The following is a 20,161-nucleotide window of genomic DNA, read 5'->3' as shown; positions in this document are numbered from 1 at the left end:
GCGCGCACGCGTCCACCCACCCGTCCCGCAGGCCCGCACCGGGCCGCTCCCCGCACGAGGAGAACCACCATGTCCCGCACCACCGGAGGCCGTTCCCGCAGACGGCCCCTCGCCCTCGCCGCCGCCGTGGCCACCGTCACCGCCACCGTCGCCTCGGTGGGCGCCGCCGCGCTGGCCGGCGCCCCCGGCGCGGCGGCGGCCGACCGGCCCCTCAGCGGTTACGAACTCACCTGGGGCATCAAGGACTCGTACCGCTCCTACGTCACCGGCCCCTACGCCAAGGGCACCTTCACCACCGCCGACGGCGCCGTGCAGGCGTCCGGCAACGGCGCCTTCACCTTCACCGGGGGCCAGGGCACCTACAACGGCACCACGCACGCCGTGCACCTCACCTTCAAGGGCACGCTGACCTCCGAGTCCAGCGCCCACCGCTTCAAGCGGGTGCTCAGCGACTTCCAGTACGACAGCGGCACCGGCGTGCTCACCGCCGACCTGACCGCCGACGACGGCACCACCCGGCAGGACGTGCCGTTCGCCGAGGTCGCCGCGCCCACCAGCGCGGACATGACCGGCCTGGCCACCAAGCTCACCACCCAGGCAGGCACCTTCCTCGGCAGCGACACCTACGCGGGCGCGGCGGGCGACCCGCTCTCGGTGGTGAAGAAGGAGGTCCCGGCGTCGCCGAGCCCGTCCACCGGCCCCTCCACGGAGCCGTCCTCCCCGTCCTCGCCCCCGGCGTCCGCCTCCTCGTCCCCGACGCAGAGCACCGGGACCTCCCCGTCCCCCTCGGCCCCGGCCACCGGCGGCACGGGCACCTCCCCGTCCCCGTCCGCCACCGCGACGGGCTCCTCCGCCCCGGTCCCGGCCAGGGGCGTCCTCGCGGACGGACGGCTCACCTGGGGTGTGAAGGCGTCCTTCCGGTCCTATGTGACGGGCTCGCTGGCCAAGGGCACCATCACGGCGTCCGGCGGGGCGTCCCAGGCGTCCGGCAACGGCGCGTTCACCTTCACCGACGCCACCGGCAGCTACGACACCCAGGCCGGCACCCTGTCCGCCGCGTTCAAGGGCGCGGTGAACTTCAAGGGCCACAAGGGCGAGGGCAAGGACGGCGGTTACGGTCTCGACCTCACCCTCAGCGGTGTCAAGGCGTCCTTCTCCGGCACGTCCGGCAGGCTCACCGCCGATGTCACCAGCCTCGGCAAGCTCTCCAAGGGCGTCGTCCTGGCCGACCTGAAGGCCCCCGCGGGCGGGCTCACCCCCAAGGGCGACGTCATCTCCCTCAGCGGGGTGGGCGTGACACTGACCGACGCCGGCGCCACGGCGTTCAGCGGCTTCTACCCCAAGGGCACCGTGCTCGACCCGCTGAACCTGTCGGTGGCCCTCACCGACGGCGCCGAACTCCCCTCGGGCGACGGCACGTCGGGCTCCTCCGGCGGCGCGGGCTCCGCGGGCACCGGCGGTGACGCGGGCACGGGCGGCGGACCGGCGTCCGGCACCGGCGGCACGGCGGGCGGCATCGGTTCCACGACCGGGGGCACCGGCTCCACGATCGGCGGCGGCAGCCTCGCCTCCACCGGCTCCGGCGTGCCGGTGGCCGCCCTCGGCTCGGCCGCCGCGGCGGCCGTGGCGGCGGGCGCGGGCGTGGTGTTCGCGCTGCGCAGGCGGCGCGACGCCACCCAGCTCTGACAGCAGACCCGGCAGATCCGACAGGAGACCCGGCAGAAGGGGGGCGGGACCGGTCCGCTGTGCGACCGGCCCCGCCCCCTGCGGCGCCCGGGTGCTTGAATGCCCCGGTGACCGACTACGACGTGCTGCGCGTGTTCTGCGCGGCGAACGGCGGCTACGGCAACGAACTCGGTGTCGTCCGCGACGGATCCCTGCTGCCCGACTCCGACGAGCGCCAGGCGCTGGCCGCGAAACTCGGCTTCAGCGAGACCGTGTTCGTGGACGACCCCGAGCGGGGCGTCATCGACATCCGCACACCGACCCTGCGGCTGCCCTTCGCCGGCCACCCCTGCGTGGGCACGGCCTGGCTCCTGGACGTCCCCGAGCTGCGCACCCCGGCGGGCCCGGTCGGCACCCGCCTGGACGGCGAGTTCACCTGGATCGAGGCCCGCCCGGAGTGGGCCCCGCCGCGCACCCTGCGCCGCTACGCGAGCGCCGCCGAGGTCGACGACCTGGCGGTGCCGCCGCCCGGCGAGTGGATCTACGCCTGGGCGTGGGAGGACGAGGCGGCCGGGCGCATCCGCGCCCGCGCCTTCCCCGGGCGCGGGGACGGCATCGAGGAGGACGAGGCCACCGGCGCCGCCGCGCTGCTGCTGACCGCGCGGCTGGGCCGCGCCCTGAACATCGTCCAGGGCGCGGGCTCCCAGATCCTGACGGCCCCGCAGCCGGAGGGCTGGGTGGAGATCGGCGGCCGGGTCGTCCTGGAGCGCTGAGACCCGGCGGCGGGGCCGGGCCCGCTCACGCGGTGAGCGGGAACTCCTCGCCCAGCGCCCGGAAGACGGCGGTGTTCAGGGCGAACGCCCGCTTGCACTCCGCCACGATCCGCTGCTTCTCCAGGTCGTCGGCCCGCACGCCGTCCAGCAGTTCGCGGTACTCCCGCTTGAAGGCGGCCGGGTTGGCGACCTCCTCGAAGGTGTAGAAGCGCACGCCGTCGCCCCTGCGCTCGAAGCCCCAGGTGCGCTCCGCGCGGTCGCGGATGATCTGGCCGCCGGACAGGTCGCCGAGGTAGCGGGTGTAGTGGTGGGCGATGTACCCGGCCGGCCACTGCTCCCGGCACTCCCGCACCCGGGCCGCGTACGCCTCGGTCGCGGGCAGCGCGCGCAGCCCCGCGCGCCAGCCGGACCCGCGCAGGTGCGCGAGGTCGCGCTCCAGCGCGGACAGCCGGAACAGCTCGGGCCGCACGAAGGGCCCGGCCACCGGATCGGCGGCGAGCCGGTCGGCGCCCGTCTCCAGGGCCTCGTAGACGAACCAGAGCTGCTCGGTGTAGCGCGCGTACGCCTCCAGGTCGAGGCGGCCGCCGAGCAGGTCGCTCATGAAGGTCGAGTTCTCCGCCTCCACGTGCTGTTCGTGGGAGGCGGTGCGCAGGAGAGTCGAGAAGGAGTCCATGAGGGGATCCTCTAAGGTAAGGCTAACCTAAGTCAATGCCTTGCCGACGTCCGGTCGGTAAACTTTCCGACGCGCTGTCGGTAAACCGTACCGCGACGCGCGAGGGCCCACCTCCCCTGGGGAAGGCGGGCCCTCGTGAGGCTGCTGCGCGGCGGCGGCGCCGCACGGGTCACGGCAGCGTGAGGATGTCCGCTCCGGTCTCGGTCACCACGAGCGTGTGCTCGAACTGCGCGGTGCGCCTGCGGTCCTTGGTGACGACCGTCCAGCCGTCCTCCCACACGTCGTACTCGATGGTGCCCAGCGTCAGCATCGGCTCGATGGTGAAGGTCATGCCGGGCCGCATCACGGTGGTGGCGTGCGGGCTGTCGTAGTGCGGCACGATCAGCCCGGAGTGGAAGGACGTGTTGATGCCGTGCCCGGTGAAGTCGCGGACCACGCCGTAGCCGAAGCGCTTGGCGTACGACTCGATGACCCGGCCGATGACGTTGATCTGCCGGCCCGGCCGGACCGCCTTGACCGCGCGGTTCAGCGTCTCGCGGGTGCGCTCCACGAGCAGCCGGCTCTCCTCGTCGACGTCGCCGACGAGATAGGTGGCGTTGTTGTCGCCGTGCACCCCGCCGATGTACGCCGTCACGTCCAGGTTGACGATGTCGCCGTCCCGCAGCACCGTCGAGTCCGGGATGCCGTGGCAGATCACCTCGTTGACCGAGGTGCACAGCGACTTGGGGAAACCGCGGTAGCCGAGCGTGGACGGATAGGCGCCGTGGTCGCACATGTACGCGTGCGCCACCCGATCGAGTTCGTCCGTGGTGACGCCGGGCGCGATGTGCTTGGCGGCCTCCTCCATCGCCCGCGCGGCGATCCGCCCGGCGACCCGCATCGCCTCGACGGTCTCCGGGGTCTGCACCTCGGGCCCCGTGTACGGCTTCGGCGCGGGCCTGCCGACGTACTCGGGGCGGCGGATGTTTCCGGGCACGGAACGGGCGGGGGACAGCTCCCCGGGGACGAGCAGTGACTGGCCAGACATGCCGGTGAGTCTATCCAGCGCCGATGAGGGAACATGTCGGTGGCGAGAGGAGCTGGTCATGGCCCTGTTCAAGAAGCGCACCGCGGGCAAGCCGGGTGAGTGGTTCTACTGCCTGGAGCACCAGAAGGTCGAGGAGGGGCCGGAGTGCCCCGCCAAGGACCGGTTCGGTCCGTACGCCTCCCGCGAGGAGGCCCAGCACGCGATGGACACCGCGCACGAGCGCAACCTCCAGTGGGAGACCGACCCGCGCTGGCACGACGCCCCGCCCGGCGACCGCCCCCCCGGCCCCGGCCAGACCTGACCGCACGGGCCCCGCACCCCCCTCACCACGTCGGCGGCCACCCCCGGCCACCCCCGCGCACTCCGGCGCACGAAGGCCCGCCGCCCCGCCGCCCGGGACCCGGGGCGAGGGCCCGTTCGGTGCCCTGCGGGGCGGGCCGGTCCGGGGCCGTCCGGCGGGCCGCCGCCTGCGGCCTGCCGCGCGCTCATGCGCTCCCGGCGTGCGGGCGGCCCATTGCTTCTGGGCGCCCGGGACCGGAGGACGAGGACTGGTCCGGTGCCTGCGGGGCGGGCGGGTCCAGGGCCAGGCCGTTCGGCGGGCCTTCGGTGGGTGCCAGTGGGCGTCGGCAGCGCGGCCGTCCGCGGGATCGTCGTCCGCCGCTCGCCGCGGCCCGGGTGCGTCCGTGCGTTCCCGGTGTGGTGTGTGAGCGGCCTGCCGTCGCCCGGGGCGCGGGACCGCGGGGGTTCGGTGGGCCGGTGGTCAGGCGGCCGTGCGCAGGCCCGTCGCCCGCAGTTCGCGCTGGCGTACCGCGTGCTCGTTCGTGCGGACGTCGTAGGCCATCAGGCCGGGCAGGCAGAGGGCGAGCAGGCCGACCGCGCCCGCGCACAGGACGCCGCCGGACCACACGGAGGCCCGTACGCCCCACCAGGCGGCGAGCCCGCCGGAGCGCACCTGGCCCAGCTGCGGGCCCACGGAGTACGACAGCAGCTCGATCCCGGCCAGCCGGCCGCGCAGCTCGTCCGGGATGGTCTGGTTCCACATGGCGCCCCGGAAGATCCCGCTGACCATGTCGCAGCCGCCCGCCACGGCGAGGAACAGCAGCACCAGCCAGACGTTCCCGGCCACCCCGGCCGCGGCGATGGCCAGACCCCACAGCAGCGCCGCGAGGACCACCATCCGGCCGTGCCGGTGCACCCGCGAGGTCCAGCCGCTGGTCACGCTCACCAGCAGCGACCCGAGCGGCACGGCGGCGTACATCAGCCCCAGCGACCAGCGGGCGTCCAGTTCGTCCGCGAGGAACGGCAGCACCGCCAGCGGCATCGCCAGGAACATCGCGGCCAGGTCCACCGCGTAGGTGCCCAGCAGCTCCTTGCGGTTCCAGGCGTAGCGGGCGCCCTCCGCGACGGCCCGCAGCGACGGCTTCGCGGCCTCGTGGGAGGCGGGCTGCCCGGCGATGCGGACCACCAGCACCACCGAGAGGGCGAAGGTCGCGAGGTCGGCCGCGTAGGCCGGGGCCAGGCCCGCGTACGCCACGATCACACCCGCCACCGCCGGACCGGCCACCCCGCCCACGGTCCAGCGCAGCGAGTTCAGCGCGGTCGCAGCGGGCAGGTGCTCATGGGCCACGATGCGCGGCCACAGCGCGTCCAGCGCGGGCCGCTGCACGGCGGTCAGCGCGGAGGACAGCGCCGCCACCACGTACAGCGGCCACACCGCCGGGTGCGGCAGCAGGGCGTCCACCAGCAGCGCGGCGCTGAGCACCCCGAGGCCGGCCTCGGTCCACAGGATCAGCCGCCGCTTGTCCATCGCGTCCGCGAGCGCCCCGCCGTACAGCCCGAACACGATCAGCGGCACCAGCTCCACCGCGCCGATCGCGCCGACCGCCGCCGCCGAGCCGGTCAGCTCCTTCATCTGCACCGGCAGCGCGACGAAGGTCAGGAACGTCCCGAAGTTGGAGATCAGCCCGGACACCCACAGCCTGCGGAAGTCGCGGGAGGAGCGCCACGGGGCGAGATCGGGCAGCAGCGCCCGCACCCCGGACGGCGGCTCGGCGGACTCAGCGACGGGTGGGATGCCGGACGGAGCACCCGCGGAACCCGCAGAAGCAGAAGAAGCCGGAGCACCAGGAGAAGACGGAGAAGACGGGGCGTGATCGGTCACGTCGGGTCATGTTCAGGCACAGGCTCGGCTGGAGCAAATGGGTTTCCCCGGTTCCTACCAGCGGGCGGGCGGCGGAGCCGTCAGCGCCTCCGCCAGCCGGGACAGCCGGTCCCGCCACCGCCCGCGCCCGCGCGGCCCCGGCAGCGGGTTCTCCCCGGCCGCCGCGCTGACCAGGTGCTGCACGGTGTCCAGGTCGAGTTCGCCGCCGTCCGGCACCGCCAGCGTCTCGTGCGCCATCGCCGCCAGCTCGCCGCCGCCCGCGCCCAGCGCCAGCACCGTCGCCCCGGCCCGCCGCACATCGCGCACCCGCGTCAGCAACTCCGCGGGCTCGCCCCCTCCGCCGGGCACCTCGGGCGCCACCACCAGCAGCGTCTCGCCGCGCCGGGCCGCCGCCAGCCGGCCGAGCCCGACCGCGAGGTGCGCCGGATCCGCCGGACCCGCGCCGTGCCGCACCAGGGTGGGCGCCAGCTCCGGCGTGCCCGACCAGGCGGCCTCGTCCACCAGATGCGCGGCCAGATGCCACGGCTCGTGCTCCGGCGTGCCCACCAGCAGCAGCCCGCCCCCGTGCGCCACCACCGACCCGCGCAGCGCCCCCGCGAACCGCCGGGTGGTGTCCAACCACTCGGTCCCGGCGAGCACTTCGCGCAGCAGCGCGACCCGTACGGCGTCCATGGGAGCGCATACTGCCCCAAACGGCCGCTGCCGACGCGCAGTTCGCACCCGGTTCGCCCGCACCGGGGACACCGGGCGGCACCGCTGACCCGGCTCACCCGGACGGGTGGGGGAGGGGCCGCGGACGTAGAGTCGGCCCATGACCTCTACCGACAGTGCACAGAAGGCCCCCGCCAAGGACCCCTGGGACCTGCCCGACGTCTCCGGACTGGTCGTCGGCGTGCTCGGCGGGACCGGCCCGCAGGGCAAGGGGCTCGCCCAGCGGTTCGCCCGGTCCGGCCAGAAGGTGATCATCGGCTCGCGGGCCGCCGACCGGGCGCGGGCGGCGGCCGAGGAGATCGGGCACGGCGTCGAGGGCGCCGACAACGCCGAGACCGCCCGCCGCAGCGACGTCGTGATCGTCGCGGTGCCCTGGGAGGGCCACGGCAAGACCCTGGAGTCCCTGCGCGGGGAACTGGCCGGCAAGCTCGTCGTGGACTGCGTCAACCCCCTCGGCTTCGACAAGAAGGGCGCCTACGCGCTCACCCCCGAGGAGGGCAGCGCCGCCGAGCAGGCCGCCGCCCTGCTGCCCGGCTCGCGGGTGACCGCCGCCTTCCACCACCTGTCGGCCGTCCTGCTCCAGGACCCCGCGATCGAGCGGATCGACACCGATGTGATGGTCCTCGGCGAGGAGCGCGCCGACGTGGAGATCGTGCAGGCGCTGGCCGGCCGGATCCCCGGGATGCGCGGGGTCTTCGCCGGGCGGCTGCGCAACGCCCACCAGGTGGAGTCGCTGGTCGCCAACCTGATCTCCGTCAACCGCCGCTACAAGGCGCACGCGGGGCTGCGGCTCACCGACGTCTGAGCACCGCCCGCGCACCGGTCCGGGACGCGCGTGGGGGACACTGGTCGGCGAAGCAGTCCCGAGCAGTGCCCCCGTGTCCCCGACAGGAGTCCGCCCCCATGCCCCGCCTCGCCCTCTACGCCCTGATCGTCTGCGTGCTCACCGTGGCCGCGGCCGTCGTCTCCTTCGTCCAGGGCAGCTGGCTGGGGATCGTGTGGGTCCTGCTGGCCGGACTGTCGTCCAACATGACCTGGTACTACCTGCGCCGGGGCCGCGCGGCCCGCGGCGGCTCCGTCACCGGCTGACCGCGCAGTACTCGTTCGTCCCCTGCCAGAAGCGGTACAGCTCCTGGCCGCAGTAGCGGTCGGGGCCGTCCACGCCCAGATGGCCCAGGATCGCGTGGACCGCGTCGAAGAAGGCGCTGTTGACCGAGGGCAGCCACAGCAGCGCGAAGACGAACAGCAGTCCGAACGGCGCGAACGGCTCCACCTGCCGCTTCAGCCCCTGCGACAGCCACGGCTCCAGCACGCCGTAGCCGTCCAGGCCAGGGACCGGCAGGAAGTTCAGCAGCGCGGCCGAGACCTGGAGCAGCGCGAGGAAGGCGAGCGCGTACCGGAAGTCGCCCGGCACCCCGTCCAGCGCGTCCAGCCAGAACGGCGCGGTGCACACCGCCGCGAACAGCACGTTGGCCAGCGGCCCGGCCGCCGAGACCAGGCTGTGCCGCCAGCGGCCCCGGATCCGGCCCCGCTCGATGAAGACCGCGCCGCCGGGCAGTCCGATCCCGCCCATGATCACGAAGATCACCGGTAGCACGACGCTCAGCAGCGCGTGCGTGTACTTCAGCGGGTTCAGCGTCAGATAGCCCTTCGCGCCGACCGTGATGTCACCGCTGTGCAGCGCGGTGCGGGCGTGCGCGTACTCGTGCAGGCACAGCGAGACGATCCAGGCAGCCGTCACGAACAGGAACACCGCGACACCGGGCCGCTCGGCGAACCCGGTCCAGGTGGCCCACCCGGTGACGGCGGTGACGGCCAGGATCCCCAGGAACACGGGGCTGATCCGGCGGTCGTCGCGGCGGGCGGTGGCGGTGGTCATGGGCGGGGCGCTCCAAAGGACGGGTCCGGTGCCGGGCACGACCGGCGGGTGGGGTCGACCGTACCGGTGACACGGGGGGAACGTGCTGCGGTGGGCTTGCGGTTCCTGATAGTCGGTAGGCTGGAATCGACTCGACCAGGGAGGTGTCGTGACCACTACCGAGGAGTGGGTGGCAGATGCGCTTGAGGCAGTTCACCTGCCCAGGCGGCTGCGACTCCGCCTGACACGGAACGGACTCACGGTGGTACCTGTCACGCAGGCGCATCTCATGACCCAGCGCCGCATCGCGAACCAGATCGAGACACGGGCGCCGGGCTGGGTGCCGATCGGTGAGTTCAAGATCGTTCCCCGGCGTGAGGGCTACTCGCCCGAGCCGGATGTCTCCGCCCTGCCGGAGAGCGAGTGGAACTCCGGCAAGAGCGAGTTCGACGAGGGACACCTGCCCTTCGTCGTCGAAGTCGTCTCCCCCGAGAGCAGGAACCGCGACTACAGCACCAAGCCCGACCACTACGCGCTGCGCGGCATCCCCGCCTACCTCGTCGTCGACGTGCTCAGCGCCCGCTGGACCCTGCTGACCCGGCCCGAGGACGGCGTCTACCGGCACGAGGAGTCGGGCGCCTTCGGGGACGAGATCCGCATCCCCGTCGCCGACCAGACCCTGACCCTCGACTCCTCCCAGTTCGTCCGCATCTGAGACGCCTGTCCCCGCCGCTTTCCCGCCGCTTTCCGCCACGAGGAAACCCCCGAGCGGCTCCGGGGCGTCCCCGGGGACAATGGACCCCGTGCGCTACCGCATCCTCGGCACCACCCAGGCATTCCGCCCCGACGGCACCGCCGTCCCGGTCGGCGGTGCGCGGCTGCGCGCCCTGCTGACCGTGCTCGCCCTGCGGCCCGGACGTACGGTCCCGGTGTCCGTCCTGGTCGACGAGGTCTGGGAGGACGATCCGCCCGCCGACGCCACGGGCGCGCTCCAGGCCCTGGTCGGACGGCTGCGCCGGGCGCTCGGCGCGGACGCGGTGGCCTCCGCCGAGGGCGGCTACCGGCTCACCGCCACGGCCGACGACATCGATCTGCACCGGTTCGAGCGCCTGGCGGGCGAGGGCCTGGCCGCACTCGCCGACGGCGACCCGACCAAGGCCGCCGCCACCCTCGACGACGCCCTCGCCCTGTGGCACGGCCCCGCCCTCGCCGACCTGCCCGACCGCACCGCCGAGGCGGCCCGCTGGGAGACCCGGCACCTGGACGTGCGCCGGGCCCGCCTGGCCGCCGCGCTCGCCCTCGGCGACACCGACCGGGCCCTGCCCGAGCTGACCGCCCTGTGCGACACCCACCCCCTGGACGAACCCCTCCAGGCGCTCAGGCTGCGCGCCCTGCACGAGGCCGGCCGCACCGCCCAGGCGCTCGCCGCCTACGAGGACGTACGGCGTCTGCTGGCCGACCGGCTCGGCTCCGACCCGGGGCCCGAACTGCGCGCGCTGCACGGGCGGCTGCTCGGCGGCGACCGACCGCGGCAGGACCGGCGGCGGGGCGCGGGCTCCGACGCGTACGCCACCGCCGTCGCCCCCGGCCGCCCGTCGGCCGCGGCCCCCGGGGTCCCGGCCGCCGTCCCCGCCGACCCCGCGCCCCCGGCCGCCGCCCCGGCGGCGCCGCCCAGCAACCTGCGCGCCCGGCTGACCTCCTTCGTGGGCCGCGAGAGCGACATCGACGCGCTCCGCGCCGACCTGGGAAGCGCCCGGCTCATCACGCTCCTCGGGCCCGGCGGGGCCGGCAAGACCCGGCTGTCCCAGGAGGCCGCCGAGGCCCTGCGGCCCGCCCCCCGCGACGGCGTGTGGCTGGCGGAACTGGCCCCGGTCGACGACCCGGACGCGGTGCCCGAGGCGGTGCTGACCGCGGTGGGCGCCCGCGAGACCGTGCTCTACGGCGCCGGCGCCGAGGAGATACGGGCCGCCGTCGCCGACCGCCACGACGACCCGGTCGAACGGCTCGTCGAGCACTGCGCCCGCCGCCGCATGCTCCTGCTCCTGGACAACTGCGAGCATGTCGTCGACGCCGCCGCCCACCTCGTCGAGGAACTCCTCGCCCGCTGCCCCCGCCTCACCGTCCTCGCCACCAGCCGCGAACCCCTCGGCGTACCGGGCGAACTGCTGCGCCCGGTGGAGCCGCTGCCCGATCCGGTCGCGCTGCGCCTGTTCGCCGAGCGCGGCGCCGCCGTACGGCCCGGTTTCCGCACCGACGCCGACGCGGACACCGCCGCCGCCTGCGCCGAGATCTGCCGCCGCCTGGACGGGCTGCCGCTCGCCATCGAACTGGCCGCCGCCCGGCTGCGGATGCTCTCCCCGCGGCAGATCGCCGACCGGCTCGACGACCGCTTCCGGCTGCTCACCTCCGGCAGCCGCACCGTGCTGCCCCGCCAGCAGACCCTGCGCGCCGTCGTCGACTGGTCCTGGGACCTGCTGGACGCGGGGGAGCGGGAGGTGCTGAGCCGGCTGTCCGTCTTCGCCGGCGGCTGCGACCTGGCCGCCGCCGAGGCCGTGTGCGGGCCCGCCGCCTTCGACGCCCTCGGCTCCCTGGTCGACAAGTCGCTGGTGGTGGCCGCGCCCGCCGCCGACGGCGCGATGCGCTACCGGCTCCTGGAGACCGTCGCCGAGTACGCCGCCGAACGGCTGGCACAGACCGGCGGCCGGGCCGCGGCCGAGCGCGCCCACCTCGTCCACTACCGCGAACTGGCCCGCACCACCGACCCGTTGCTGCGCGGCTCCGGCCAGCTCGCCGCCATCGCCCGCTTCGAGCTGGAGTACGAGAACCTGCGCACCGCCCTGCGGCACGCCGTCGCCGAACGCGACGAGCACGAGGCGCTGTGCCTGATCCACTCCCTGGGCACGTACTGGCAGATGCGGGACGTGCGCATCGAGGCCCGCAACTGGTGCGCGGACATCATGGCGTTCACCCCCGACCCGTTCGCCGAGCCCGTGCGCCGCGCGGTGCCGGTGCGGCGGCGGTGCACGGACGCCCCGCCGCCGATGAGCGAGGACGTCCTGGCGGAGGCCCGCCGCGGCCTGCACCTGCTCCACCTCGCCTGCATGGACACCGAACTGGAGGCGTGGGAGACCCCCGAGGCCAAGCGCAAGCTCCGGGCCGTCACCGAGGTCTACGAACCCGGACTGCCCCAGACCTGCCGCTACCCCGGCATGCTGTGGTTCTTCGCGGTGATACTGAGCGGCGACATGGAGCGGCTGCGCACCGTCATCGACGCGACCGTGGACACCTGCCGCAGCACCCCCGGCTACGAGCACGAACTGGCCGGCGCCCTCCAGATGCGGGCCAACCTGCTGGCCAACCGCGTCGAGTGGACCGGCGACGCCACCCGCGACGCCGACGAGTCGCTGGAGATCTACCGGCGCTTCGGGGACGCCTGGGGGGCCGCCGAGGCGCTGTCCGCGCGCGGCGAGTCCCATGAGCGCGCCGGACGGTATCTGCGGGCCGCCGCCGACTACGAGGAGGCCGTGGGCCACGCCGAACGGCTCGGCGCGCGTGCCCAGACGGCGGTGCTCCAGTCGCGGCTCGGCAGCGCCCTGATCGAGGCGGGGGACGTGGAGCGCGGCGAGCGGCTGCTGCGTGAGGTGATCGACGGCAGGCTGGGCGCCGGGAGCGAGGCGATGCCCGCCGCCCGGCTGTTCCTGGCCGGCCACCTCGGCATGACCGGCCGCATCCCGCAGGCACGCGAGCAACTGCGGCTGCTGCGCGAGGAGTTCGGCATCTCCCACTTCATCGTCTTCGACTCCTTCATCCTGGGCGCCGAAGCGTGGCTGGACGCGGTCGACGGCCGTCCCGAGGAGGCGCTGGCCAAGGCGGGACAGGCGATGCGGGGGGCCGGTGACCCGCTGTCCCTGGCCATCGCCCCGCACATGCGCGCCCTCTATCTGATGGTCGGCGCGATGGCCCTGCCCGCGCTCGACGGCGGCGGACGGGCCCGGGACGCGGCCCGCTGCCTGGCCGCCGCCGACGCCCTGCTGCCCGCCCGCCATGTCTCCTCCGCCATGGAACGCCATGTCCGGGACCAGGTCGTGGAGCGGATCCGGGGCGCGCTGGGCGCGGACGGCTTCGAGGCCGCGTACGCCGAGGGCGGCGGCCTCTCCCCGGAGGAGGCCGCCGCCCTGTTCTGAGGCGCGCGCCCTCAGGTCTTGGTGCGGAACTTGTGGATGGCGAGCGGGGCCGCGACGGCGGTGATCGCGACCGACCAGGCCACGGTGATCCACAGGTCGTGCGCGACCGGCCCGCCCAGCATCAGACCGCGGGCCGCGTCGGCGAGCGTGGAGAGCGGGTTGTAGTCGGTGAAGTGCTGGAGCCAGCCCGGCATCGACTGGGTCGGCGCGAAGATCGACGAGCCGAACTGGAGCGGGAAGAGCACCAGGAAGCCCATCGCCTGCACGGACTGCGCGTTCTTCAGCATGACGCCGAGGGTGAGGAACACCCACATGATCGACGAGGCGAACAGCGCGGACAGGCCCACGGTGGCGAACAGACCGGTCCAGTGGGTGATGTGGAAGCCGACCAGCGCGGCGACGACCATCAGCACGACCGTGGCGAACAGCATCCGGAACAGCTCGACCGCGATCTTCGCGAACAGCACCGAGCCGCGGCCGATCGGCAGCGACCGGAAGCGGTCCATGACACCGCTGTTGAAGTCCTGGCTGAAGCCCGTGCCGACGCCCTGGGACAGCGTCATGCTGTTCATCGCCAGCATGCCCGGGATGACGTACTGCACGTACTGCGACTGGCCGCCGCCCAGCGCCTGCCCGATCGAGCCGCCGAAGACGTACACGAACAGCAGGGTGAAGACGATCGGCATCAGCAGCGCGTCGAACATGGACTCCGGGTCCTGGCGGATCCAGAGCAGGTTGCGCCGGATCAGCGCGCCGGTGTGCCGCAGATGTCCGCGCAGCGGGATCCGCACGTCGGCGGTCGGGATCTGAGTGGTGACGGCGCTCATACGGCGACCTCCTCGCGGGCGTCGGCGGGGCTGGCGTCCTGCGGGGCACTGGCGCGGTGGCCGGTGAGGGACAGGAAGACCTCGTCCAGGCTGGGCAGTTCGGTGGTGATGGAGGTGATGGTGATGCCGCGCGCGGTCACCGCGCCCACCACGGCGGTGAGCTGCTCGTCGCTGAGGACGGGCACCAGCAGCGAGCCGGTCTCGGTGTCCACGGTGGTCGTCGCCAGCCCGGTGATGCCCAGCTCGTCCAGCATCCCGGCGAGCGGGCGCAGTTCGCCCGGGTCGGCCGGCCTGACGCGCAGGGTGCGCCCGCCGACCTTGGCCTTCAGCTCCTCGATGCGGCCGCCCGCGATCACCTTGCCGCGGTCGACCACGGTCAGCTCGGAGGCGAGCTGCTCGGCCTCCTCCATGTACTGGGTGGTCAGCAGCACGGTGACGCCGTCGCCGACCATCGCCTTGACCTCGTCCCAGACCTCGTTGCGGGTGCGCGGGTCCAGGCCGGTGGTCGGCTCGTCCAGGTAGAGCACCGCGGGGCGTCCGATCATGGACGCGGCCAGGTCGAGTCGGCGCCGCATGCCGCCGGAGTAGGTGCTGGCCGGGCGCTTGGCCGCCTCGGTGAGCGAGAACCGCTCCAGCAGTTCGTCGGCGCGGGTGCGGGCGTCCTTGCGGGACAGGTCCAGCAGCCGTCCGATCAGATAGAGGTTCTCCCAGCCCGGCAGCTTCTCGTCCACGGACGCGTACTGCCCGGTGAGCCCGATGACCCGGCGCAGCTGCCGGGGCTGGCGCACCACGTCGTAACCGGCGACGGTGGCCTCGCCGGAGGTGGGGGCCAGCAGGGTGGAGAGGATGCGGACGAGGGTGGTCTTGCCGGCGCCGTTCGGCCCGAGCACGCCCATCACGGTGCCCTCGCGCACATCGAGGTCGACGCCGTCCAGCGCCTTGGTCTCGCCGTAGTGCTTGACCAGTCCCCGTACCGTCACGGCGATCCCCGCGCCGCCGGGGTGCTTGTCGATTCGTGTCATGGCGAAGACGATGCCACCCGCCACCGACAAACCACCGACAGTCCGCCGACGCCCGCCCGTCCGCCGCCGACAGTCCGCCGGTGTTCGTCTGTGTGCCGCTGACAGTCCGCCGCCAACAGTCCGCCGATGACGGCCCGTCTGCCGCCTGCCCGTCCGCCCACCGTAGGCAGGCGCCCGCCCACCGTCAGCAGGCGCCCCGCGCGATGGCCGGGCGCCGCCGACAGGCATCCGGCGCGGGGGCCGGGCGCCTGCCTGGGCGTCCGCTCAGCGGTGCAGCGGTGCGGCCGCCTCCGGTACGTGGCCGGTGACGACGCGGGCCGCGGGGACCGGGGCCGGACGGCGGCGGTCGACGGCCTGCGCGGCGGCGGCCACGGCCAGGCCGAGGACGGCCAGGGCGCCGCCGGCGAGCGCCGGGGAGGTCGCGCCGAAGCCCGCGGCCAGCGCGAGCCCGCCGATCCAGGCGCCCCCGGCGTTGGCCAGGTTGAAGGCGGCCTGGTTGGCGGAGGAGGCCAGCGAGGGCGCCGCCGCCGCCTTCTCCATCACCATGAGCTGGAGCGGGGAGCCGGTGACGAAGGCGGCCGTGCCGAGCAGGGTCACCGCGAGCGCCGCGCTCCACCCGGCCCGCATCAGCACCGGGAAGAGGAGCAGCACGACGGCCAGCGAGGCCAGCCCGCCGAAGAGGGTGCCGCGCATCGAGTGGTCGGCGAGCCGCCCGCCCAGCAGATTGCCCGCGGTCGCGCCGACGCCGAACAGGGCCAGCAGCAGGGTCACGCTGGACTCGGCGTACCCGGCGGTGCCGGTGAGCATCGGCGTGATGTAGCTGTAGGCGGCGAACAGCGCGCCGAAACCGGCCACGGTGGTCAGCAGCGCCAGCCACACGGGCAGCGAGCGCAGGGCGGCCAGTTCGCCGCGCAGTCCGGCCGCCGGGGCGGCGTGCGCGGGGTCGCGGGGGATGAGCAGGGCGAGCGCGGCGATGGCCGCCACGCCGATCGCGCCGACCCCGAGGAAGGTCGCCCGCCAGCCCAGGTGCTGGCCCATGAGCGTGGCGACCGGGACCCCGGCGACATTGGCCACGGTGAGGCCGAGGAACATCAGCGACACCGAGCGTGCCTTGCGCTCGGGCGGCACCATCCCGGTGGCGACCACCGCGCCGACGCCGAAGAAGGCGCCGTGCGGCAGCCCGCTCAGGAAGCGGGCCGCCAGCAGCCAGCCGTGGCCGGGGGCGAGCGCGGAGAGGGCGTTGCCCACGACGAACAGCGCCATCAGGCCGATCAGCACCCGGCGGCGGGACATCCGGGAGGTCAGCGCGGCCAGCAGCGGGGCGCCGATGACCACGCCCAGCGCGTACGCGGAGACCAGGTGCCCGGCGGTGGGGATCGAGATGCCCAGGTCGTCGGCGACGTCGGGCAGCAGCCCCATCATGACGAACTCGGTCGTGCCGATGCCGAAGGCGCCCACGGCGAGGGCGAGCAGGGCCAGGGGCATGAAAGACCTTTCGGGGTGGGTTCCGTACAGCGTGCGACTTGTATGTTCAGCTGCGGAACAAAGTCTTTCAGGCCCGGTATTCCAGCAGGTTACGAGCTGGTTGCCGATGTGGTGACCTTCACACGCGCCGCGATCGGCAGATGGTCGCTGTCCGTGCGCGGCAGCGTCCAGGAGCTTACCGGCTCCACGCCCCTGACCATGATCTGGTCGATCCGGGCCAGCGGGAACGAGGCCGGCCAGCTGAAGCCGAAGCCGCTGCCCGCCGCGCCCTGCGTCGAGCGCATCTGGGAGGTGACCGCGCCCAGCGAGCGGTCGTTCATCGTGCCGTTCAGATCACCGAGCAGCACCACCCGCTCCAGCTTCTCGTGCGCGATGGCCGTGCCCAGCGCGGTCGCGCTGTGGTCCCGCTGCTGCGCGGTGAACCCGGCGTTCAGCTTCACCCGGACCGAGGGCATGTGGGCGACGTACACCGCGAGCGGGCCCTCGGGCGTGGCCACCGTGGCGCGCAGGGCGCGGGTCCAGCCGAGCCGGAGGTCGACCGGGCGAACATCGCTGAGCGGGTACTTGCTCCACACCCCCACCGTGCCCTCCACGGCGTGGTACTTGTACGCCGACGCCAGCGCCCGCTCGTACACCGGCACAGCGGCGGCCTTCAGCTCCTCCAGCGCCAGCACGTCCGCGCCGGACGCGGCGACCTGCCGCGCGGTCCCGGTGGGATCGGGGTTGTCCGCGTTGACGTTGTGCGTGGCCACCGTCAGATCACCGCCGCCGCCGGTCTTGTCGGTGACCAGGCCGCCGAAGAGGTTCAGCCAGACGGCGACGGGCAGCACCAGCGCGATCAGCGCGGTGGCCGACTTGCGCACCAGCGCCACCACCAGCAGCACCGGCACGAGCAGCCCCAGCCAGGGCAGGAAGGTCTCCGTCAGACTGCCCAGGTTGCCGACCCGGTTGGGGATGTGCGAGTGCAGCAGCATCACCAGCGCGGCCAGCACCGCGAGGACCGCCGAGACGATGCCCCGCCGCCAGATCCGGCGGTCGCCGCGCCAGCCGCGCAGCAGCCGGTCCAGCAGGCGCCGAATCCGGTTCTCCGAGCGCTCGGGCCCCGAGCCGCCGTCGTCCGTCTCCGTCAAGTACGCCTGCTGCGCCATACCGTCGCCTCACTGCCTGCCGTGCCTGCCGTGCACCGTTCACCCCGTGGGCTACGACCCTAGGGGATGATCGGCTCCGTTCCTGCCGTCCGTGACGGCCGTACGGGCACGAGGACGAACGAGGCGGGGCGCGGAGTTCCGGTCACGCCGTGCGGGGCCTGCTCTGTGACGAAACGGGCACATTCACTCCGGCGCCGGACCGGCCGGGCGCGGCACGGGCCGCAGGCCCTCCAGGACCGTGTCCACGATCTGCTCCGACAGCCCCTCGGGCAGGTCCAGATCGGGCCGCATGATGCTGCGCACCAGCATGGGTCCGACGAGGATGTCGTTGAGCAGTTCCACGTCGACGTCCGCGCGCAGTTCACCGGTGAGCTGGCCGCGGCGCAGCACCTCCACCTGGATCCGGCGCCGGGGCTCGACGACGGTGGCGTGGTAGGCGCACCAGATCTTCGGGCTGCTCTTCATCTGGGCGTAGACGTTGTGCAGGATCGCCGAGGAGCGGCTGATCAGCCCGCGCCGGCGCAACTGCTCCAGCAGCGCCACCAGATCGTCGCGCATGGAGGTGCCGGGCAGATCGGCGTCGGGCGGTTCGGCGGCCCGTACGACGTCGGCGAACAGCTCCTCCTTGCCGCTCCAGCGGCGGTAGATGGTGGCTTTGCCGACGCCCGCCGTCCGGGCGATGCGCTCGATGGAGAGTTCGGCCAGCGGCACGCCCTCTTCCAAGAGCTTCATCACCCCTTCGACGATGGCGCGTTCCACCGCCTCGCTCCGGGGGCGGCCCCGCACGGGGCACTCCGGGGCGGCTTGGCTGTCGGCGAGGCTCACCTGAGACGTCCTTTCGTCGTACCGGGTCATTGTCCACCCGGTGGCCGGCGGTGCTGCTGCCCACCGCCGGCCGGTCGCCCCCGTATGACTGCTCCGCCCCCGCTGCCGTGCCGTCCCCCGTCTCGCGGCCGCGACGGTCAGTCGGCCGCCGCCACCAGTTCCGGTTCCTCCTGGTTCTCGGGCCGGCGCGGGGTGCGGCCGGGCAGGAAGAGGGCCACCACGACCGCGCCGGCCAGCGCCACCACGGTGCCGCACAGCGAGGTCACGTGCATGGCGTGCAGGAAGGCGCTGTTGGCCGGGTCGACCAGGGCCTGCCCGCGCGGGCCGAGCTTCTCGGCGACGCCGAGCGTGGCCTCGATGGACTCGCCCGCCGTGCCGCGCAGGTCCGCCGGGAGCATTCCGAGCTTGCCCTCGATGCTGTTGCGGTACGCGGTGGAGAGCACCGAGCCGAGGACGGCGATGCCGAGCGCGCCGCCGACCTGGCGGAAGGTGTTGCTCAGCGCGGAGGCCGAGCCCGCCTTCTCGCGGGGCAGGGCCTGCATGATGACCACGCTGGTCGGCGTCATGATGTGCGCCATGCCGGTGCCCATGAGGAAGAAGACGACCTCCAGCACCCAGATCGGGGTGTCGGCCTCGAACCCGGCGAACGCGGCGAGCATCCCGGCCAGCAGCACCAGGCCCGCCGTGGTGGTCGCCTTGTAGCCGAAGCGGTCGACGACCAGCCGGGCCCGCGGCGCGAAGATCATCTGCGCGGCGGCCAGCGGGATCATGAGCAGGCCGGACTCCAGCGGGGAGTAGCCGCGCACGCTCTGGGTGTAGAAGACCGAGAAGAACGTGACGCCCATCAGGGCGAAGAAGACCAGCGCGATGGCGGCCATGGCGGCCGAGAAGACCTTGTTCTTGAAGTAGGTGACGTCCAGCGACGGGTGGTCGCTGCGCTTCTCGAAGACGATGAACGCCGCGAGGACGACGACACCGGCGATGATGGTCGCCAGCACGGCAGGGTCGGTGAAGTCGGCCAGTTCGCCGCCCTTGATGATGCCGTAGACGAGCAGCACCAGGCCGACCACGGACAGTACGACGCCGACCGGGTCGAGGCGGCCGGGGCGCGGGTCGCGCGAGTCGGGCACCAGCCAGATCATCAGCGCCACCGCGGCGACGACGATCGGCACGTTGATCAGGAAGACCGAGCCCCACCAGAAGTGGTCCAGCAGCAGACCGCCGGTGATCGGGCCGATGGCGATGGCGAGGCCGACGCCGCCCGCCCAGATGCCGATGGCCTTGGGCTGCTCGTCGCGCTCGAAGACGTTCATCAGGACGGCGAGGGTGGCCGGCATGACGAACGCGGCGCCCACCGCCATCAGGGCGCGGTAGGCGATCAGCTGGCCCGGCGAGCCGGACTCGGCGGCCAGCGCGGAGCCGATGCCGAAGACGACGAGACCGCCGAGCAGCACCTTCTTGCGGCCCACCCGGTCCCCGATCAGGCCCGAGGTGAACAGCAGTCCGGCGAAGACGAGCGTGTAGGCGTTGATCGCCCACTCCAGCTCGCTCTGGGTGGCCCCGAGCCCGGTCGGGGCCGGGGTCGAGATGGTCTTGATGGCGACGTTCAGGATCGAGTTGTCGAGCACCACTATCAGCAGGCTCAGCATCAGGACGCCGAGGATCGCCCAGCGGCGGCGGTGCACCGCTTCCGGGATCCCGGGGCCCGGGGCGGTGCGGTCGGCAGGAGTAGTCATGGGCCCGAGCGTAGGGCCTTTCCGATACGGAACCGTCTCGTATCGGAAATCCTTTACTCAGATCTT

At 73.7% G+C, this 20,161-nt stretch carries 18 protein-coding genes; 7 read left to right on the top strand and 11 right to left on the bottom strand.

Going from position 1 to position 20,161, the window contains the following annotated elements; genetic code table 11:
* Positions 1–69: 69 nt before the first annotated feature.
* Both R4Z62_RS08895 and R4Z62_RS08890 read left to right on the top strand, forming a co-directional pair.
* Entirely contained in the window at positions 70–1,686 is a 1,617-nt protein-coding gene (locus R4Z62_RS08895) for an HtaA domain-containing protein (protein WP_491519484.1), read from the top strand.
* 107 nt (positions 1,687–1,793) lie between these two features.
* Positions 1,794–2,438 (top strand): PhzF family phenazine biosynthesis protein, encoded by a 645-nt coding sequence (locus R4Z62_RS08890; protein ID WP_064532814.1) that lies wholly within the window; start codon positions 1,794–1,796, stop codon positions 2,436–2,438.
* A 25-nt stretch (positions 2,439–2,463) separates the two neighbouring features.
* Here R4Z62_RS08890 and R4Z62_RS08885 read toward each other — a convergent pair whose 3' ends face one another.
* The gene (locus tag R4Z62_RS08885; protein WP_355477463.1) at positions 2,464–3,111 is read right to left on the bottom strand and encodes a biliverdin-producing heme oxygenase; all 648 of its coding nucleotides are present in this window, start codon (positions 3,109–3,111) and stop codon (positions 2,464–2,466) included.
* Positions 3,112–3,280: 169 nt separating this feature from the next.
* Positions 3,281–4,138, bottom strand: coding sequence for a type I methionyl aminopeptidase (gene map, locus R4Z62_RS08880; RefSeq protein WP_389595870.1), 858 nt, complete (start codon positions 4,136–4,138; stop codon positions 3,281–3,283).
* Positions 4,139–4,196: 58 nt separating this feature from the next.
* Here map and R4Z62_RS08875 point away from each other — a divergent pair, with 58 nt between their 5' ends.
* Complete coding sequence (locus R4Z62_RS08875; RefSeq protein ID WP_064532807.1) at positions 4,197–4,439, top strand: hypothetical protein; 243 nt, start codon at positions 4,197–4,199, stop codon at positions 4,437–4,439.
* Between the two features lie 459 nt (positions 4,440–4,898).
* Here R4Z62_RS08875 and R4Z62_RS08870 read toward each other — a convergent pair whose 3' ends face one another.
* Complete coding sequence (locus R4Z62_RS08870) at positions 4,899–6,173, bottom strand: MFS transporter (RefSeq protein ID WP_491519483.1); 1,275 nt, start codon at positions 6,171–6,173, stop codon at positions 4,899–4,901.
* A gap of 180 nt (positions 6,174–6,353) precedes the next feature.
* Positions 6,354–6,971, bottom strand: a complete 618-nt coding sequence (locus R4Z62_RS08865) for a hypothetical protein (RefSeq protein ID WP_064532799.1) — start codon at positions 6,969–6,971, stop codon at positions 6,354–6,356.
* A 139-nt stretch (positions 6,972–7,110) separates the two neighbouring features.
* Here R4Z62_RS08865 and npdG point away from each other — a divergent pair, with 139 nt between their 5' ends.
* Together npdG and R4Z62_RS08855 are read left to right on the top strand one after the other, a co-directional pair.
* Entirely contained in the window at positions 7,111–7,815 is a 705-nt protein-coding gene (gene npdG / locus R4Z62_RS08860) for an NADPH-dependent F420 reductase (protein ID WP_491519482.1), read from the top strand.
* 98 nt (positions 7,816–7,913) lie between these two features.
* Positions 7,914–8,099, top strand: a complete 186-nt coding sequence (locus R4Z62_RS08855; RefSeq protein WP_018570507.1) for a hypothetical protein — start codon at positions 7,914–7,916, stop codon at positions 8,097–8,099.
* Here R4Z62_RS08855 and R4Z62_RS08850 read toward each other — a convergent pair.
* Entirely contained in the window at positions 8,089–8,889 is an 801-nt protein-coding gene (locus tag R4Z62_RS08850; RefSeq protein WP_491519481.1) for a site-2 protease family protein, read from the bottom strand. The genes R4Z62_RS08855 and R4Z62_RS08850 overlap by 11 nt on opposite strands.
* Positions 8,890–9,037: 148 nt before the next feature.
* Between R4Z62_RS08850 and R4Z62_RS08845 the strand changes: the two genes are divergently transcribed.
* Together R4Z62_RS08845 and R4Z62_RS08840 are read left to right on the top strand one after the other, a co-directional pair.
* Complete coding sequence (locus R4Z62_RS08845; RefSeq protein ID WP_491519480.1) at positions 9,038–9,583, top strand: Uma2 family endonuclease; 546 nt, start codon at positions 9,038–9,040, stop codon at positions 9,581–9,583.
* A gap of 79 nt (positions 9,584–9,662) precedes the next feature.
* Positions 9,663–13,052, top strand: coding sequence for an AfsR/SARP family transcriptional regulator (locus R4Z62_RS08840; RefSeq protein WP_491519479.1), 3,390 nt, complete (start codon positions 9,663–9,665; stop codon positions 13,050–13,052).
* Positions 13,053–13,063: 11 nt separating this feature from the next.
* Here the strand turns inward: R4Z62_RS08840 and R4Z62_RS08835 are convergent, their stop codons facing one another.
* From R4Z62_RS08835 to R4Z62_RS08810, 6 genes are all read right to left on the bottom strand, one after another.
* A complete protein-coding gene (locus R4Z62_RS08835) occupies positions 13,064–13,879 on the bottom strand; it encodes an ABC transporter permease (protein WP_064532785.1) in 816 nt (271 codons plus the stop codon).
* On the bottom strand, positions 13,876–14,901 hold the full coding sequence (locus tag R4Z62_RS08830) for an ATP-binding cassette domain-containing protein (protein ID WP_385489817.1): 1,026 nt from the start codon (positions 14,899–14,901) through the stop codon (positions 13,876–13,878). Before R4Z62_RS08830 ends, R4Z62_RS08835 begins: the two co-directional genes overlap by 4 nt.
* A gap of 264 nt (positions 14,902–15,165) precedes the next feature.
* A complete protein-coding gene (locus R4Z62_RS08825) occupies positions 15,166–16,386 on the bottom strand; it encodes an MFS transporter (protein WP_382847779.1) in 1,221 nt (406 codons plus the stop codon).
* Between the two features lie 89 nt (positions 16,387–16,475).
* Positions 16,476–17,534: an endonuclease/exonuclease/phosphatase family protein gene (locus R4Z62_RS08820; protein WP_079158883.1), complete on the bottom strand. Its 1,059-nt coding sequence runs from the start codon at positions 17,532–17,534 to the stop codon at positions 16,476–16,478.
* Positions 17,535–17,717: 183 nt separating this feature from the next.
* Complete coding sequence (locus R4Z62_RS08815) at positions 17,718–18,359, bottom strand: TetR/AcrR family transcriptional regulator (protein WP_064532779.1); 642 nt, start codon at positions 18,357–18,359, stop codon at positions 17,718–17,720.
* 137 nt (positions 18,360–18,496) lie between these two features.
* Complete coding sequence (locus tag R4Z62_RS08810; protein ID WP_173860819.1) at positions 18,497–20,095, bottom strand: MFS transporter; 1,599 nt, start codon at positions 20,093–20,095, stop codon at positions 18,497–18,499.
* Between the last annotated feature and the right edge of the window lie 66 nt (positions 20,096–20,161).

It is taken from the genome of Streptomyces sp. PL-25 (assembly GCF_058344915.1).
Note: the sequence above shows the minus strand (reverse complement) of the source record. Positions and strands in the feature narration are given on the sequence as shown.

What these genes read in the sequence shown, in the direction of transcription:
- R4Z62_RS08835 (WP_064532785.1), bottom strand. Translation starts at nt 13,879, where the DNA reads ATGAGCGCCGTCACCACTCAGATCCCGACCGCCGACGTGCGGATCCCG.
- R4Z62_RS08810 (WP_173860819.1), bottom strand. Translation starts at nt 20,095, where the DNA reads ATGACTACTCCTGCCGACCGCACCGCCCCGGGCCCCGGGATCCCGGAA.
- R4Z62_RS08875 (WP_064532807.1), top strand. Translation starts at nt 4,197, where the DNA reads ATGGCCCTGTTCAAGAAGCGCACCGCGGGCAAGCCGGGTGAGTGGTTC.
- npdG (WP_491519482.1), top strand. Translation starts at nt 7,111, where the DNA reads ATGACCTCTACCGACAGTGCACAGAAGGCCCCCGCCAAGGACCCCTGG.
- R4Z62_RS08820 (WP_079158883.1), bottom strand. Translation starts at nt 17,534, where the DNA reads ATGGCGCAGCAGGCGTACTTGACGGAGACGGACGACGGCGGCTCGGGG.
- R4Z62_RS08850 (WP_491519481.1), bottom strand. Translation starts at nt 8,889, where the DNA reads ATGACCACCGCCACCGCCCGCCGCGACGACCGCCGGATCAGCCCCGTG.
- R4Z62_RS08825 (WP_382847779.1), bottom strand. Translation starts at nt 16,386, where the DNA reads ATGCCCCTGGCCCTGCTCGCCCTCGCCGTGGGCGCCTTCGGCATCGGC.
- R4Z62_RS08865 (WP_064532799.1), bottom strand. Translation starts at nt 6,971, where the DNA reads ATGGACGCCGTACGGGTCGCGCTGCTGCGCGAAGTGCTCGCCGGGACC.
- R4Z62_RS08840 (WP_491519479.1), top strand. Translation starts at nt 9,663, where the DNA reads ATGGACCCCGTGCGCTACCGCATCCTCGGCACCACCCAGGCATTCCGC.
- R4Z62_RS08895 (WP_491519484.1), top strand. Translation starts at nt 70, where the DNA reads ATGTCCCGCACCACCGGAGGCCGTTCCCGCAGACGGCCCCTCGCCCTC.
- R4Z62_RS08855 (WP_018570507.1), top strand. Translation starts at nt 7,914, where the DNA reads ATGCCCCGCCTCGCCCTCTACGCCCTGATCGTCTGCGTGCTCACCGTG.
- R4Z62_RS08885 (WP_355477463.1), bottom strand. Translation starts at nt 3,111, where the DNA reads ATGGACTCCTTCTCGACTCTCCTGCGCACCGCCTCCCACGAACAGCAC.
- map (WP_389595870.1), bottom strand. Translation starts at nt 4,138, where the DNA reads ATGTCTGGCCAGTCACTGCTCGTCCCCGGGGAGCTGTCCCCCGCCCGT.
- R4Z62_RS08830 (WP_385489817.1), bottom strand. Translation starts at nt 14,901, where the DNA reads ATGACACGAATCGACAAGCACCCCGGCGGCGCGGGGATCGCCGTGACG.